At 50.2% G+C, this 17,196-nt stretch carries 8 protein-coding genes; 5 read left to right on the top strand and 3 right to left on the bottom strand.

The window, feature by feature from the left end; genetic code table 11:
* Positions 1 to 198 precede the first annotated feature (198 nt).
* Positions 199 to 1,788, top strand: a complete 1,590-nt coding sequence (locus NX720_RS07495; RefSeq protein WP_262600434.1) for a hypothetical protein — start codon at positions 199 to 201, stop codon at positions 1,786 to 1,788.
* 180 nt (positions 1,789 to 1,968) lie between these two features.
* Positions 1,969 to 2,466 carry an ecotin family protein gene (locus NX720_RS07490; protein WP_262600433.1) on the top strand — a complete coding sequence of 166 codons (498 nt, stop codon included), beginning with the start codon at positions 1,969 to 1,971 and terminating at the stop codon, positions 2,464 to 2,466.
* A gap of 76 nt (positions 2,467 to 2,542) precedes the next feature.
* Here NX720_RS07490 and pulA read toward each other — a convergent pair whose 3' ends face one another.
* From pulA to NX720_RS07475, 3 genes are all read right to left on the bottom strand, one after another.
* Entirely contained in the window at positions 2,543 to 5,713 is a 3,171-nt protein-coding gene (gene pulA / locus NX720_RS07485; RefSeq protein ID WP_262600432.1) for a pullulanase-type alpha-1,6-glucosidase, read from the bottom strand.
* 176 nt (positions 5,714 to 5,889) lie between these two features.
* The gene (locus NX720_RS07480) at positions 5,890 to 8,484 is read right to left on the bottom strand and encodes a ubiquitin carboxyl-terminal hydrolase (RefSeq protein ID WP_262600431.1); all 2,595 of its coding nucleotides are present in this window, start codon (positions 8,482 to 8,484) and stop codon (positions 5,890 to 5,892) included.
* Positions 8,485 to 8,611: 127 nt separating this feature from the next.
* Positions 8,612 to 9,472 carry a DUF6279 family lipoprotein gene (locus tag NX720_RS07475; RefSeq protein WP_262600430.1) on the bottom strand — a complete coding sequence of 287 codons (861 nt, stop codon included), beginning with the start codon at positions 9,470 to 9,472 and terminating at the stop codon, positions 8,612 to 8,614.
* 431 nt (positions 9,473 to 9,903) lie between these two features.
* On the opposite strand from NX720_RS07475, the gene NX720_RS07470 reads away from it, so the two are divergent.
* From NX720_RS07470 to rsxC, 3 genes are all read left to right on the top strand, one after another.
* The gene (locus NX720_RS07470) at positions 9,904 to 10,779 is read left to right on the top strand and encodes a (Fe-S)-binding protein (RefSeq protein ID WP_262600429.1); all 876 of its coding nucleotides are present in this window, start codon (positions 9,904 to 9,906) and stop codon (positions 10,777 to 10,779) included.
* Between the two features lie 20 nt (positions 10,780 to 10,799).
* On the top strand, positions 10,800 to 15,743 hold the full coding sequence (locus tag NX720_RS07465) for a 2-oxoacid:acceptor oxidoreductase family protein (RefSeq protein ID WP_262600428.1): 4,944 nt from the start codon (positions 10,800 to 10,802) through the stop codon (positions 15,741 to 15,743).
* Positions 15,744 to 15,804: 61 nt separating this feature from the next.
* Positions 15,805 to 17,196: an electron transport complex subunit RsxC gene (gene rsxC, locus NX720_RS07460; protein WP_262600427.1), complete on the top strand. Its 1,392-nt coding sequence runs from the start codon at positions 15,805 to 15,807 to the stop codon at positions 17,194 to 17,196.

Genomic DNA, 17,196 nt, shown 5'->3' with positions numbered 1-17,196 from the left:
TCGTGTCGTGAATGTTCTGTGGACTAGCTGTTTGAAGGAAACCGTCCAGGGGTTTTCAATCAGGCTTAAGGATTATAGTTGCAAATCTGAGGGGTGTCTGACGCTGCTTGACTGCACTTGATGGATAGACCCTTTCAGTCTATAGAAAATGTTGCAACAGAACCTTCTCTGTCAGCAGACCAACGAGGTCTTCAGCGTATGTTAGTAAAAAAACACTTTAGAGCTGTTACGGCACTTCTTTGTGCATTATCTGGCACTATTGCTTCAAATTTTTCTACAGCTGCTCCTGCTAATTCTACACGGGCATCATCGTCTACCACGGTTACCCCTGTAACTTCTACAGCAACAACAGATCCTACATCTTTGGCAGGGGCAGTAAACACGGCAGGCGAAACCATTCCGGAAAACGTAACCAGTTCGCCCCCTCACACTACCATGCGCTCTGGTAATGCGACCATTCCTGTGACGTCTACAGCAAACCTGCCAACAGCTCCAGCAACCGTGAGTTGCGCCGGGATTGCTTCAGCAAACTCCGGGAAACAAAAATTGATAACAAGCGCCCTCAATCAACTCAAAGCTGAAGGTTATACCAGGCAAAATTGCGTTTTAATCGAACACAAAGACTATTCTGATGAAGGTTCAGACGCAGGTGCTGTTTTGAGTCTATTGCCAGAAAATACAACGATACTGCTGCACGGTGAGACAGACAGAGACAGTATTCAGTTGTTGACTCCAATTAACCTGAAAAGCGGTCAGCATTTAATTGGGCTGGCCTCCAAGGGAAAATATGTGAAGCTGCTGGCACCGAAGCTATTTGTTGGCATCAGCATGGTACAAGTAGGAAGCAGAAAGTTTGTAAAGAATGAACCTTTACGGAATACCTCTGTGATCCGGGGTATTGACTTTGCACCAGCATGGGATGATTCGAGGGACTCAGTGGATCCAATTATTTATGCCCAATGTTATAACGGAGAGCTTATTGTTAAAGATAACCATTTTACCCTTGATCGCAGATCGGCTGCTTTTCTGGGCTGCTATGAATCTAATAAAAACGTGGCACTTTCGGACTCCGTATCGCTGGAAACTGGTGAGGAAAAAAGCAGTATGCGTGGTGGTCCGGGACTGTTGTTTGATAGCAACATCGTCAATGGATTAAATGCAAAACGTGCTGAAGCCTCGTACCATCCTGATGAAGGTGTATTTATTAAAACGCCGTTGGTAACCCATCTTCCCAAAAAATATCAGCCAGTTGTTCAGAACAATCAGTTTATAGGGATTATGAAGGAGGCCATTGAACTGGAAACTGGCAGTGATGCATTTATTTTAAGCAACGCCGCCAAGGCAGCTAGTGCCGGGGTTTTAGTGGAGGGAGGCTTTCTTCTGAAAGGTAATACTTCAGGAAACCCACCGTTATATACACTTACTGACAACGTGCTGGAGACGACATCCTGGGGTGTCAAAATTGAAAAGAATATTCATCTGTCAATGTCAAAAAACGAGATTACCTCGAACGAACTCTTCAGGCAGAATGAAGAAAACAGTCTTGTGACAGTGTCTGAAGTGAGTGCCGGGGTTAGCTGCGCAGCCTGCAATACCTGGACACCAAGTGCTAGTTCCGACAATGTCGATGCCTGTGAAGGCCTGAATAATATTCGCGGTAATATCCATTTTGTGAATGCAACCTGTAGTACAGTGATTGCCCGAAACGGTAGCCCTGCCACTGCCAGTAACGCGCTACATTCTGTGCTTACTGTGCTGGGTCTGTCATTTATGGCGCGTGGATTTTGACATAAAAACGGAAGCTCAACTGTTTGTTTCTTAGCATTTTCGCCGTAAGCCACCTGCCCTGAGGGCAGGGGCTTTTCGCAAAAAGAAGGTAAATACGCGTAGTTGAAGGTGTTTCTGGCTGACCTTTCATGCATACTTGCATGCACTCAAAACTCTCTGCTTTTCTGTTTAGTTCCAGTAATGAAAAAATTTATCGAAGCCAGCTACATCGCCCTGCTTGCCGCTACCAGCACTGTCACCTTTGCTACCGAAACCTCTGAAGCCCAGAACATGTCCATCGATATGTTTCCGGCAAAATTCGAAGGCTACACTCGCCATGTTATCCGCTTACCTAAACTGGAGGGTGAAGCTCGCCTGGATCTGCTTCCGGGCCGGGTGGTTCAGGGGGATTGCAATATACAATCAGCAAATGTTGCAGTGGAAAAAGGCAACGTTGAGGGCTGGGGCTACTCCTACTACAAAATCAGCGAGTTTAACATCGATCCTGTGATGACGATGATGGCCTGCCCGGCAGGAGTTCAGGAAATGAAAGTCATTGCCGGCGATGATCAACTGCAGGACATGCGCTACAACGACCGTATGCCTCTGGTTGTTTTTGTAGAAAACGGTATGACTCTGGATTACAAAATCTGGCGGGTAAACCCTGAAGAGGCCAGTATTGAAGCGCCTGCAGGGTAATTGTCTGGTGACCAAAAAACGGGGAGTTGCGTAACTCCCCGTTTTTTTCAGCATTGGCAGTCTGGTATTGCTTTACTTAGGGCTTTACAAAAACAGAAACCGTTCTTGCCGGAACCACAAACGCTTTGTTGTTAAACGCTGCTGACTTAACGACACCGGATGCAGAGTTCTGCTGAACCGGATGTAACGTATAGCCGTCTTTAGCAAAATCATGCTTTTGCGCTTTGGCTGTCGCATTAATCATCACAACAATGCTTTCGTAGTCGCCATCTAATCCTTTAGTGTCGTCCAGTTCCATAACAATCACGCCTTCGGTTTGTTTCTCGCCGGTGTTATGGAACTTAACCATCTGCTGTACGTCTTCCAAAGTTTTCAGACGGAACAACGGACTGGATTTCCTTATTTGCAGATACTCCTGCATCAGTGCGCTGGACAGCTGAGCATGTTCTGACTTAACGACAGTTTTCTCATTCCCTGTGACTGTACGAATCAAGTCCCAGTTGTCCTTATCTTTGTCCTCTCTTGGCAGTCCAACGTTCCAGTTGTTATTCCAGTCAGGATTTTCAATGTCAAAATCGACCTTGTTGTACCAGTCGCCGGAATCGTAACTGTCACGCTGCATGGACTTGGAACGCAGCAGTTCAGCACCCAGATGAATAAAGGGGACACCCTGACTCAGAACCGGAATAGCCTGTGCCAGCACCTGCATCTGAACCCGCTGGTCAGTGGTCAGCTGATTAGCCAGCTTGTATTGGGTATTATCCCAAAGTGTCTGGTTGTCGTGCTTGGATACATAGTTCACCACCTCAATCGGGCTCTCGGTGTAACCAGCGGGTGCGCCGTTATAATCAACCTTTTCACCTTTGACCGTTTCTCCCTTGTAGTTGGTAAAAGTGAAGTCTTTCAGGTTGCCCGCCATGCCCAGACGAATGATGTCTGTGCCGTTTAGCAGGGCATCTTTGTCCGGAGACTGGTTAAGCTCATTCAGAACCCCCCAGGCACCACTGCCTAACCCTTGAGTCTCACGGATTTTGTTGCCGCTATCAAACGGACCACCACCGCGAATGGCGTCACGGGCGCGGTCACTGAATGTACCAATGCCAGCACCGCACATATTCAGCTGAGTGGCTGCTTCCTGACCGTAGTTTTTCTGGAACTGCATATCCCAACCTTCACCGTACAGGTAAATATGAGGGTTAATGGCTTCGAGTCTCTTTTTAATCGTCTCCATATTTGCCTTGGTGTGCAGCCCCATGAGGTCAAAACGGAAAGCGTCGATCTTGTAGTCACGAGCCCACACTTCCAGAGAATCCGCCATCAGTTTTTCCATCATCGCCTGCTCACTGGCAGTACCCGGACAGCAGGACATGTGGTCAACGTCACCTGTCGTGGTACTCAGGCGCTGGTAATAGTCAGGAACGATTTTATCCAGTACCGATTTTTCTGCCAGACCCGCTGCGTTGGTGTGGTTGTAAACCACGTCCATGGCAACACGGATATCCATATCGTTCAGGGCTTTCACCATTTCCCGGAACTGCATCACACGATTAACCGGCTCACCACCCACCGTATAGCTGCCTTCTGGCGCTGTGTAATGGAATGGATCGTAACCCCAGTTGAAGCTGTCGTGCATACGCACGTAGGCGTTCAGAGCCTGGGGCTTGTCATCACCACCCTGTCTGGCTTTGTCCAGGGCTTCTCCCAGCGTCATAGCTGAACCACAGTCACCACCAAACTCACTGTCTTTAACAGCAGGGTTCAGTTCACAGAGCTTGCTGAACTGGTCATCCAGATTAACGACCTTGTTCGGGTCTTCATCCACTGTAGCAATATCAAAGGCTGGCAATACCTGCAAATAAGTCAGGCCACTCTCACGCAGAGACTTCAAGTGCTTCATGCTGGCACGGTCTGACTCTGTAAATGCCCGGTATTTGCCGTTGTTTTCAGTATTGAAGCTACCCGCATTTTTATCAGAAAGGCTGATATCACGGATATGGGTTTCATAGACGACAATATCATCCGGACGGGATTGATCGATATTGTCCCAACCACCCGGTTTCAGGTCAGAGTCATTCAGGTCGACCACCTGTGTGAACTGACCATTGGTTGTTACTGTCAGGGAATAAGGATCAGTGACTCGACTGGTTTCCACTTTGCCCGTACTGCGGTGATACACTTCAACTTCATAGCGATAGAACTTGCGATCCAGCTCCGATTCATCGCCACTGAAGCTCCAGACACCGGTATTGTCATCACGCTTCATTGACTGGAAGCTGCTGTTGTTAACATCAGGAGTGTCTGAAACCTGAATTTTTACATTTCTGGCAGTCGGAGCCCAGAGACGAATGTTGACCTTTCCACCCTCTTCATAGGTCGCACCCAGCTTAGTATCTTTCAGACCGGTGTTGTCATAAAACAGGGCATCCAAAGCAAACGGGAACTGTATGCGGGTCGCCTGTATAACTTTACCGTCAGCATTGACGGCAGCAGCCACCAGCTGGTCTGTCACCAGACTTTTAACATCGACATCATTGGGTAAACGCCATAAGCTCATGCCCACGAAACCCGGATAACGGCTGGCATTGTCTTTGTCCAGGGTGCCACCGTTTTCCAGATTGATCTGGTTATCGTAACCAGTCAGCTTTTCTCCTGATGAATCCGTCACGATACGGCCATCTTTTGAAGACAGGAGTTGAACTTTTGTTGCACCGGCGGGAATATTCCACACCAGCTCACCGCCATTCAGCAGATGCGCTGCGGCACCTTTCAGCAAAGGGATAGGCACAGGGTCAGTGGACAGATCGCAACTGCCTTCGATGGCATAGACGTCTTCGGCAAACTGTTTGACGGAGTAAGTTAAGTCAGAGCCGCAGTTTTTCTCATCACCATTTTTAATAATGAACTTAAAATCCTGCTTGTCGTTTCTCTTAGCCTTCAAGTCGATAAGGTAATAAGCGCCATGGGTCTCATGAATGCCCGTTCGCAGCAGAGGTTCGTTCCAGTCGGTAGCAACACCTTCTGCCAGATCGTTATCACCGAGATCATCCCAGAGGTGAAGCCCCCAGCCTTCGTAATCCCCGCCTGCGCGCTTATAAAAGACAGCCACCTGATCGTCTTTTAATTCGGGAACGGGTGGTGTTGGTGAAGGTTTTTCGTCGTCGTCATCATTATTGTTACAACCCGCCATGATAAGGGTTGCACTGGCTATACAGGCAGCCAGGCCCACTTTCTTAAAAATGTGATTCATCTGTTTTCAATAATTATTTAAGACTCATTACAACGTGGGTACATAACGCAACCACTCCTGACTCAGTCGTTTTTCTTTTTATTATTGAAAGATGATCAACAAAAAAAATTGATTTGAAACAGCGTTTTGCAGCAATTTTGTTGTAAACGTTTTCAGGTATACTTTAATTGACACAGTCAGCCGCCTTCCATAACAGAATGTTTTTTCCCCTGTACTTTTTTCAGCGAAAACAAATAACCTGATAACTTTTCCTTCGCACAAAAATCCTTCCAGTTTTTATAAGGTGGCCTGCCCCGGAAACGGGCATATTCATTTAACTCCAGAACCACGTCATCATCGCAGACAATCACCTGATCACCCTCAAACCGAAGGCTGACATAATGGCCGGAAGTTGATGAGCTGCCCCGGTGGCAAACGATACCGGTCATCTGGTATTCATGATTTTCTGGTTCACTGTCAGGGCTTCGTGCGATCGGAATGCGAACCCGATTTCCCGAGTAATTCATCAAAGTCGCTGCTTCTTCGTTGAGTTTGTTGGCCCTGCCACCTTCAAACTCAAAGATTTTCATTTGCAGCATAAGCCGTTCCGGTGGCTTTTGGCCGGTACTGACGAACACCTGTTGTTTGAGCGTATCAACCTGATCTCTGTCTGTCAGTCCGGCTCTGGCTTTATCAGCCCGATCCCATTTGAACTGATTAAATTCATCCAGCTTTTCCTCAGAGAGATGAGCAGAAATGCATCGGTTAATGGTTTTGGAGCCCTGCCGGTTCACGGCAATGGGCAAAAGGGCATTCTGGTCATCATCCACTGTTTTTCTTAGCCTTTCCTGGCCCTGATACATCATTTTTTTATGATCATACAGACGCACACTGCATTCAGGGTGGCGGCTCAAGCCAAAAATATCCGCAAGGTCATTTAAAAACTCATGGGGGTCCTGCTGGGGAATCAGGGTAGGGCGAAGATTATCGGGCTGCTGGTCAGTAAGAATAAAAGACGCTGATTGTCTGCCGGTTGCCTGACTGTATCTCAGATAGTCCTGCATAAACTGACGTTGCAGGCTGACCAGTGCGACAGGACGATGACTACGGTCGTTGATAGCGTCACACACATTCAGAAAGCTTTGTTGCAGCTGGAGGTAGAGCATTGTCTGGTCTTCAGTGAGCCCTATGGGCTGATAATCAAGCACTACATCCGACAGCTCCGGGGCAGCCATCTGGGCGGCAATCATCTGCAGGGAGGCGTTCATAAAACAGTTATTCCCCCAGTTGTAGAGCCCTGATGCATAAGGCTGCATATCGGCCTCACGAATCTGATCGATCGCGGTTCTCTCCGGTACAACGTCCTTATACTTTCCAACCGTTTTAAAGGCGTTTAATAACGCCTCTCTGCGCATCTGGGTTCGATTTTCGGGCGTATTTAACTGGGCATAGACATCGGCGTCTAATCCGGCAGGATTCAACTCCATGGCGTCGTCTTCCAGGGCGTTCGAATGCAGCAGAATCGAATACATGTCGGGCGTAAACCGCACACCGATCATGTCCTGATAGTGTTGCAGCTTGCGAAAGTGTTTTAGGGAGCTGACCGCCCTATCAATAGTTACCGAGCCTTCAGGTAACCCGGCAAACAGCTGTCTGAATTCATCTTCCGATTGAAACAGGGGATTTCCAGTGGCATCTTTTTCAAGCCTCAGCCTCGCCATCAGGTGCTGCTTCGCTGCGGATGCGGGAGCGCGGCTTACCCGAACGTCCGACCTTACTGCCTGAAGCAGCTCCGAAAATGTCTCCACAGCCGGACTGATATCACCTTCTTGCAGCAGGTCTTCTACCATTTCGCTGTTTAACAGGTCATATGTTATTGCGTCCTCGTAGTCTTCAGCTTTTATCGCTTTGGAGCGATCCCGAGCGATCTGAAAGGCCAGCTGTTGCTTTATCTCTTCGGACTCTTTGGCAACGGGGGCAGAGACCGCTTTTTGCGCTTCTGTACGAGGTTCTGGTGCATTCTGCCCGGAAAGTTGATTGGGGTGATTGTTGGCGACAGGGGCAGCGCGTCGATTGCGCAAAGGCCGTCTGGTAATATTTTGGTCTTGTGCTGGAGGGGGAGTGCGCCTTTGCTCTAAATGGCGCTGAATAATACGATCCTGCTTAAGCTTTTTCAGTGCCTCCTGCTGCCGGGTTATTTTCTTGTCCAGCGCTAACATCATCTGCTTGAATTTGGGCTTGCCGAACAGCAGTCTGGTAAGAAACCACTGATCAGTGTGCGCCTGACCCAACCGCAGTATCTCTTTTGATTCGTTTTGCAAAAAAGCTTCGTATTTTTCCTCCCAGTCATCCGGGAAATAGAGTTGAAAAAGACCCTGCAAACGATCCAGTGCTTTATTCAACTCATCCTTATCATTGCTAACGAAGGCTTCCAGTAAATCAATCTCTGCCTGGTGAATTGGGTTTATGGGTTCTTCCTGATAGAGGTTAACTAGATTTTTGCACTGTTCCCGGTTCACCACTGTGACGGAACGTTCATTTAAATCTAACTTAGAGATCGCCTGCTGATCCTGATATTCCGGAATGTTCAGCTTGCTGGCCAATTGTTGCCGTCGATGAATAAAGAGCTTTACGGCCCGACCAAACTTTTTTGCCTCACCGCTCTGCCAGAATATTCCTTTTTCTTCGGTTCCAAGCTGTTTCTGGCCCGAAAAGCACATGATATTGGCAGATGATTGCTCTTGGGCAATACCGGACTGATTGAACGCTAAGGGGTTAAATGGCTGCGTCATTGGTTTTAAGCCTGCCTGATCCGTTGATTCATAATCGGTTTATCGGTTAGCAGCCCATTAACTTCTGGTAGATCAGCCGATCTTTTTGAGCCTTTTACTCTATCCTGAAAATGCCCCGTTCAGACCCTCAGCTTCTCCCGCTTTTGATACGCTGTAACCATTGTTTAATCTCAGCCAGGGCAACCTTATTCTGCTGATTGCTGCGAAGGGCAATGACCTCGGCAATAGCAGCGTCTGTCAGCTCACGATTCTCCATCAGCCGCTGCAAATGATCAGGTTTCCTGAGTCGGTCAGGGTTTGCCAGCAGCTCTTTTAGCTTCTCGTGTCTTTGGGGTAATGGTACGGCCCGGAGTTCGGTTAACCGGGCTAACCAGTTAAGCCTGAATTCACGGTTTTGCTGCTCAAGGTTATGTAAGTTTCCAGCCCAGCTTTTTAACGCCTTCTTTTGATTCCGGTTCAGGCTGCCAACCCATGGCTTTAACCTTTTTTTCATTCGGGCCATTTTGTCTTGTTCCCACTCTTTCCGGCTCATAACCAGACGGGATTCATAACGTTTCAGCATTTGCTTACTGATATTATTGGTTAATTCCTGCCTTTGCTGTTCAGATAACTGTTCCAGCAAATGCAGTAAATGAGGTTCTGCCCGGGCAATTAAACGATCCCGGAACATCATTACTTTCTGACGGTGAGAGCGTACAGAAACCAGAATATCTTTCCGGGATAACTGCGGCTGCGATAACTGTTCCCGAATACCCTCAAGCCACTGTTGATAATCCTGAAGTTCGCTCTCTTTATGCCACTGCTGCAACTGGCTGAAACGCTTGTCAAAGTCCTTCTTCTGCCCGGAGGTCAACTCTACATAATCGTCCACATACCAGTGCACCAGCCAGTCCAGGTTGTTATAAACATAGGAGGTTGAGCAGCTGTGCAGGAAGGGTAGCGAAAATAGAAGAAGCAGGCTGTAGACTCTTTTTTTTAAGGTATTCATACGCTCATATATTAATGTTTTTTTCTTTGAGCCTACTTCTACATTAAATCAACGGTTGAATTATTTCCAATCAATCAGACTCAAACCAAAACCTTTTCCGAAGTCAGAGATTAAACAACGATACAAAGTCAAAAAAATAATCATTCGCATTTAATAATGCTTACACATAGCGTGTTTTTACATTGTGGGCTCATCAATGTTCACAAATAGAAACAAAAACTGACCCATATCAAATCATTGATTAACAAACTCATTAACAATTCCCACCATATTAATAAATAAGAACACCGCCAGGTTCTGAATAAATATCGGACAGCGTATTTCCATGAATAATTTTTTGCTCTGTTTCGAAGCCTGACTACCTCTTCCGCAAACAGTCTGAAAATAAAACGACGGAAGACCTGATCTGAACAACAGATGGGGGAGTGCGATTGGATACCAGTCTTATTATCACCAGCGCCACAGGCTTTATGGCCGTATTAGGTGGGTTGCTGGCTGTATTGCTTATCGTTGCCAATAAACGCCTGTATGTCTTTGAAGACCCCCGTATTGATGAAGTTGAAGACCTCTTGCCAAGGGCTAATTGCGGCGCCTGTGGTTCTCCCGGTTGCCGCGCCTTTGCTGAAGGGCTGGTGGCAGGGACTTTCCAGCCCGGTCAGTGTACCGCCAATTCCAGTGATAAAAATAAAGACATCGCCAGCCTGCTCGGTGTCACCATGAGCATTGCCGAGAAACAGTTGCCCCGTGTCGCCTGTGCCGGTGGTTCACACGTGGCCTGGCAGCGCGCTCATTATGAAGGCATGGAAGGCTGTCGTGCCGCCGACCTGGTGGCCGGTGGTGGTAAAGGCTGTAACTGGAGCTGTCTGGGACAGGGTGACTGTGTCGTCAGCTGTCAGTTCGATGCCATCTATCTTGATCGCAATGGCCTGCCCCATGTGGATGCAGAAAAATGCACGGCCTGCGGTGATTGCATCGATGCCTGCCCCAGAGTCTTGCTCTCCATGCAACCCATCAGCCATAAACTCTGGGTTGCCTGCAATAACAAAGAGTTTGGCGACAAGGCCGAGTCCGACTGCGGCGTTGCCTGTACCGCCTGTGGCCGTTGTGAAATGGATGCGAAAGAAGGCCTGATCGCTATCAGTAACAATCTGGCTACTGTGAACTACACCCAGAATAACAAGGCAGAAAAAGCTGCCATAGAACGTTGCCCAACGGGTGCCATCGTCTGGCTTGAGAAAGACGACATTATCCGTAAAGGCAAAAAAGCAAAGAAGGTCATCCGCAAAGATGCCTTGCCTGTTGCGTAATACACGGAAGGAGATCTCTCTTGGTCAAGTCAGTCGAAAAGCAGTTCAAGTACCCTGGCAAGCGTATGGCCATCGACGGTAACACTGCGGTGATCATGTGTGAACGTGAAGCCTCTGATGCTGCCGGTGCCTACCCTATCACCCCATCCACCCAGATGGGTGAGTACTGGGCAGAACAGACAGCCGCTGGTCATGTCAACGTATCCGGCAAGCCATTGATCTTTGTTGAGCCTGAATCTGAGCATGCGGCGGCGGCGGTAACAGCCGGTATGTCCATGAGCGGACTGCGTGCCACTAACTTCAGCTCTGCCCAGGGTATCGCCTTTATGCACGAATCCCTGTACGCCGCCGTGGGTAAACGCCTGCCCTATGTTCTGAACGTCGGCGCGCGGGCAATGACCAAGGCGTCCCTGAACGTACACTGTGGTCACGATGACTACCACTGTATCGACGACACCGGTTTCTTTCAGATGTTCGCCGCTAACGCCCAGCAGGCTGCCGACCTGAACCTGATTGGTCGCAAGGTAGCGGAACTGTCTCTAACACCTGCTGCCGTGGCGCAGGATGGTTTCCTGACCACGCACCTGATTGAGCCGGTTATGGTGCCTGAAAGAGAACTGGTGGAAACGTTCTGTGGTCGTCCGGACGATATTATTGAATGCCCGACACCGGCCCAGAAGCTGATCTACGGCGAGAAGCGCCGCCGGGTCCCGGAACTGTGGGATGTTGATAACCCGGTTGTGGCTGGTACGGTTCAGAACCAGGACGCTTACATGCAGTCCGTAGCCGCCCAGCGCCCTTACTTCTTTGAACACATTTCAAAGATCACCGACGAGTGCATGGAAGAGTATTACCAGCTCACCGGTCGTCGCTATGAACGTGTTATGAACTACAAAATGGACGACGCTGAATACGTGGTGGTCGGACAGGGCTCCATGGCCGAACAGGCGTGCGCGGTGGCTGACTACATGCGTGAAAAGCGCGGCATAAAGATGGGTGTCGTCAACCTGACCATGTACCGTCCATTTCCCGGCGATCTGATCGGTAAAACCCTGAAGGGGCGTAAAGGCGTTGTGGTTCTGGAACGTACTGACCAGCCTCTGGCGGAAGACCTGCCGCTGATTCGTGAGATTCGTGCTGCTCTCTCTAAATGTGAGGAAAATGGCAAGTGCCAGGAGAATGGTATGGCTCAGGGTGACAAGCCTTATGAGCAGTACGCCACTTTCGGCAAAAACGACACACCTCGTTTGTACTCCGGCTGTTTCGGTCTGGGTTCCCGCGATCTGCAACCTGAAGGCATTATCGCCGCCATTGAAAATATGTTGCCGGAAGGCGGGCACCAGAAATTTTTCTATCTTGGTATCGACTTTACCCGTGAAGAAGGATTAACCCCTAAAGAAGACATTCGTCGTCAGGAACTGCTGGACGCCTACCCTGACATCCACAAGATGAGCCTGAAAGGTTCTGAAAATCCGGACCTGTTGCCGGAAGGTGCGATTACTGCCCGCCTGCACTCCATTGGCGGCTGGGGCATGATCACCACAGGTAAGAATCTGGCGGTAACCCTGTACGACCTGCTGGGTTATGACATTCGTGCCAATCCTAAATATGGTTCCGAGAAAAAAGGTCAGCCCACCACTTACTATCTGTCTGCGGCACCGGAGCCTATCCGCATCAACTGCGAATACCATTATGTTGACGTAGTCATGTCCCCGGATGCCAATGTGTTCGGCCATTCCAACCCATTGTTTGGTTTGAAGCCCGGCGGTGTGTTTATTATCCAGAGTTCCCTGGAATCCGCAGCGGAAGTCTGGGCAACCATCCCCCGTAAGCATCAGCAGTACATCGTTGATAACGACATCAATATTTATTATCTGGATGGTTTCAGAATCGCTCGTGAAGAGGCCTCCAACCCTGAGCTCCAGTATCGTATGCAGGGGAACGCTTTCCAGGGAGCCTTCTTCCGGGCGTCTCCACTGCTAAAACGAGGTTCTTCCAGCCACGGCGCTCTCACAGAAGAAAGCCTGTTTGAAGCCATTCGCAGCCAGCTGCAAAGCAAGTTTGGTCACAAGGGTGCTCACGTTGTCGACGACAACATTCGTGTAGTACGCCGAGGCTTTGACGAAATGGTTGAGATCACCGACAAGGTGGTGGGGGCAGCCCTGCCGGAAGTTCGCAAGGAAGAAAAACTGCCTGTAATGCTGAAGCAGGTACCAGTAAGCAAAGACGGGGTCTCAGACCTGCACAAATTCTGGGACGACACCGCTTCCTTCTACGCCAAAGGCAGTGGTGAAGGCAACCCTGCCGACCCAAGTCTGGCTATGAGCCTGATGCCAGCGGGAACCGGCGCTTATCGTGATATGACCGGTATACGTTTTGAATACCCTGAATGGATACCGGAAAACTGTACGGCTTGTGGCGACTGTTTCACCATCTGTCCGGACAGCGCTCTGCCCGCACTGGTCAACACCTTTGGGGAAGTGTTCGAAACGGCTATCAACCGCATTGAAACCAAAGGCATGCCAACCCGCTATCTGCGCCGTGATACCCGCACCATCGAAAAGCGGGTACGGGAGCTGATTGAAGCCGGTGGTGAAGGCTCGAACCCCGGTCAGCTGATTGATCAGGCGGTTCTGGAACACCTGAGTCAATCCACTCTAGACGGTTCCCGGAAAGAAGCCCAGGAACAGGAGTTCAGCCTGTTGCTGGATCAGGTCAGTAAATTTGATTTCTCCATTACCAAACCGTACTACACCAGTCGTGAAAAGAAGGCAAAAGGTTCCGGCGGTCTGCTGTCTATCACTCTCAATCCCAATACCTGTAAAGGCTGTATGGAGTGTGTTCAGGTATGTACCGACAACGCTCTGGTGGTGAAGCCCCAGACCGATGAGTCGGTAGACACAATGCGCAAGAACTGGGATTTCTGGATGGACCTGCCCACCACCAGCGAACCGTTCAACCGTATCGACGACCTCGACGAAAAGGTCGGCGCTCTCGAAACCCTGCTGATGGACAAGGCTAACTACATGTCCACCGTCTGCGGTGACGGTGCCTGCCTGGGTTGTGGTGAAAAGAGCATTATTCATCTGATGACGTCTACCGTCACCGCCATGATGCAACCACGGGTTAAGGCGCACCTGAAAGAGATCGACGATCTGGTAGCCAGACTGGAAACCCATATTCGTATGAAACTGGCGGGTGGTGTTGATATCAGTAATGTGGATGCTATCCAGCACGCTATTGATAAGCACAGCGACCACGACCTGACCCTGGCCAATCTGACCGACAGCCTGAATGCTGAAGGTGCCAGCACGCCTATTGATCCGAAGTGGCTGCGCTGGGTGACTCAGCTGGTTGAGAAACTGAAGCACCTGAAGTATCGCTACACCGAAGGCACCACTGGCCGTGGCCGTGCGGCGATGGGTATTACCAACTCCACGGGCTGTACTTCTGTCTGGGGCGCGACCTATCCGTACAACCCCTACCCGTTCCCATGGGCAAACCATCTGTTCCAGGACAGCACCTCGCTGGCAATGGGACTCTTCGAAGGCCATATGGTGAAAATGGCGGAAGGCTTCAAGGCGATTCGTCAGGCGAAGCTGGAGCTGGAAGGCCAGTACGATCCGGAAGTACACGACCGTTTCTTCACCCACTTCAAGTGGAATCAGTTCAGCGATGAAGAATACCGTCTGTGTCCGCCAGTGGTTGCCATTGGTGGTGACGGCGCGATGTACGACATTGGTTTCCAGAACCTGTCCCGTACCATGGCATCCGGTGTACCGATCAAGGTCATGGTGCTGGATACCCAGGTGTACTCCAACACTGGTGGTCAGGCCTGTACCTCCAGCTTTGTCAGTCAGGTGGCGGATATGAGCCCTTATGGCAAGGCCAAACACGGTAAAACCGAGATGCGTAAGGAGATCAGCCTGATCGGTATGGCGCATCGTACCAGCTTTATCCTGCAAAGCTCTGCGGCGCACACCACGCATCTGCTGGAAGGCTTTATTGATGGTTTCAACAGTCGTCACCCGGCGTTGTTTAATATCTACGCCGCCTGTCCGGTAGAGCATGGCATTGCTGATGATATGGCACGTCACCAGTCCAAACTGGCGGTGGATTCCCGAGCCTACCCACTGTTCCGTTACGATCCGGACGCTGGCACCAGCTATGAAGACTGCGCCTCTCTGGAAGGCAATGCCAAACTGGATCAGGACTGGCTGACTTATCCGGTCAAATATCTGGATGAGGAAGGCGAGCAGAAAACCATGGAGCTGCCCTTTACCTTTGCTGACTTTGCCATGACCGAAGGCCGTTTCAGCAAGCACTTCCGCAAGGTGCCTGAAAATGCCTGGAACGATGAGCTCTCTGCCAATGCAGTGCCTCTGCACGAGTTCCTGGAAATGGACAACAGTGATCGTGAAGGGCTGTTCCCTTATGTGATGGCCACCGACAGCAAGAACCACCTGGTTCGGGTGCTGGTGGCTGAGGAGATGGTTAATTCCTGCGACGAACGTCGTCATTTCTGGCGTCAGTTACGCAGCCTGACCGGGGTTGAGAACCGGGCGAAAGTCAAGGCCGCAGCCACGGAAGCGAAAGCTGAACTGGCCAGCCAGCTCACCGGCAAGATTGAGGAACTGGTGGGCAGCATCACAGTCTCTCCAACCATTGCCGCACCCGCAGAACAGGGCGATAACCTGATCCCTGCGGTGCAGGTGGGTGAAGGGGTCTGGGTTGAAAGTGCTGAATGTACAGCCTGTGACGAGTGTATCAACATCGCGCCCGGCGTCTTCGCCTACAACAGCGATGGCAAGGTACAGATCACCAACCCTCAGGGAGCGGCTTTTAAGGATATTGTGAAGGCGGCTGAGAAGTGTACTGCGGGCAGCATTCACCCCGGTATTCCGTGGGATCAGAATGAAAAGGATCTGGATAAGCTGATCAAGCGGGCTGAGAAGTTCCAGTGATCGCAAAAGGAGTGGGGCTCCCCCGCTCCATGCTCCTTCCAAAAGCCGAAAGGAATTCCAGATGTCTTTTTTTAACCAGCCTTTTACCCAAAAAGGTTTTCTGAGGTTGCCCTGGCAGAGCAAAAGCTTTGCCAATGGCATACACCCGGAAGACCATAAAGAGCTGACTGAGCGCAAGCCCATACGGCGAATGCCGTTTTCTAACAAAATTATTGTGCCTTTGTCGCAAAGTATTGGTGCTCCTGCCAAACCGATTGTGAGCAAAGGGCAGGACGTTGTACGGGGCGAACCCATCGCTGAAGCCGGTGGGTTTGTGTCAGCGCCTGTACATGCACCCGTTACGGGTACGGTGGCTGCCGTTGATGAGCTGGTCTCCATGCCCAATGGCAGCAAAACCCCCGCTATTTTAATTGATACCTGGCCTTCATCCGATCAGACCGTTCGTTATCTGCAACCTCGTGATACCAGCGTTATGTCCGCAGACGATCTGGTTAAAGCGGTGCAGGATGCCGGTGTTGTGGGGCTGGGGGGCGCTGCCTTTCCTACCCATGTAAAAATGAAAGCACCCAAAGGCAAAACCATTAAAACCCTGGTAGCGAACGGATGCGAATGCGAGCCGTACCTGACCTGCGACCACCGAACCATGCTGGAGTACACGGATAATCTGTTGCGGGGCTTGCAGCTGGCTATGGTCACTTCGGGTGCTAAAAAAGCCATTATCGGTATTGAAGACAACAAGATGGATGCGGTTGAAAAAATTCGTCAATCCATCGTCGCACGACAGTTGACAAATATAACCTGTGAAGCGGTTCCCACCTGTTATCCACAGGGAGCGGAAAAAATGCTGCTGAAAAGCCTGCTGGGGCTGGAAGTGCCTGCTGGCGGTATTCCCGCGGATATTGGCTGTGCCGTGTTCAATGTCGGCACTCTGGCGCAGATTGGTGAGCTGGTGCCACAGGGCCGCGGCCTGATCGAGCGGATTGTTACGGTCAGTGGGCCCGGTGTCAGTAAGCCCGGCAACTACATCATTTCACTGGGTACACCACTGCCATTTGTTCTGGAACAGACCGGGGCGATCGACAATCCCGGCATGATTATTCTGGGTGGGCCGATGATGGGGATGAGTATTGCGACCCGCGATATTGCTACCACCAAAGGCATCACCGGAATCCTGGTATTTACGCCTGAGCAGCTGCCCAACAGCCATGAGCCGGAAATGCCCTGCATCGGCTGTCGAGCCTGTGTGGAAGCCTGCCCGATGCTCCTGAACCCTTCCATGCTCGGTAAGCTGGCAGACGTTAATCGCCATCAGGAAATGATGGACAAATTTCACTTGATGAACTGTTTTGAATGCGGTTGTTGCAGTAACTCCTGCCCGGCCAACATTCCCCTGACCCAGAAGATCCGGGTCGCCAAACAGTCCATCCGTCAAAAAGCACGCAGTGCAGGATAA

It is taken from the genome of Endozoicomonas euniceicola (assembly GCF_025562755.1).
GTDB classification, from domain to species: Bacteria; Pseudomonadota; Gammaproteobacteria; order Pseudomonadales; family Endozoicomonadaceae; genus Endozoicomonas_A; species Endozoicomonas_A euniceicola.
Note: the sequence above shows the minus strand (reverse complement) of the source record. Positions and strands in the feature narration are given on the sequence as shown.

What these genes read in the sequence shown, in the direction of transcription:
- NX720_RS07495 (WP_262600434.1), top strand. Translation starts at nt 199, where the DNA reads ATGTTAGTAAAAAAACACTTTAGAGCTGTTACGGCACTTCTTTGTGCA.
- NX720_RS07490 (WP_262600433.1), top strand. Translation starts at nt 1,969, where the DNA reads ATGAAAAAATTTATCGAAGCCAGCTACATCGCCCTGCTTGCCGCTACC.
- pulA (WP_262600432.1), bottom strand. Translation starts at nt 5,713, where the DNA reads ATGAATCACATTTTTAAGAAAGTGGGCCTGGCTGCCTGTATAGCCAGT.
- NX720_RS07480 (WP_262600431.1), bottom strand. Translation starts at nt 8,484, where the DNA reads ATGACGCAGCCATTTAACCCCTTAGCGTTCAATCAGTCCGGTATTGCC.
- NX720_RS07475 (WP_262600430.1), bottom strand. Translation starts at nt 9,472, where the DNA reads ATGAATACCTTAAAAAAAAGAGTCTACAGCCTGCTTCTTCTATTTTCG.
- rsxC (WP_262600427.1), top strand. Translation starts at nt 15,805, where the DNA reads ATGTCTTTTTTTAACCAGCCTTTTACCCAAAAAGGTTTTCTGAGGTTG.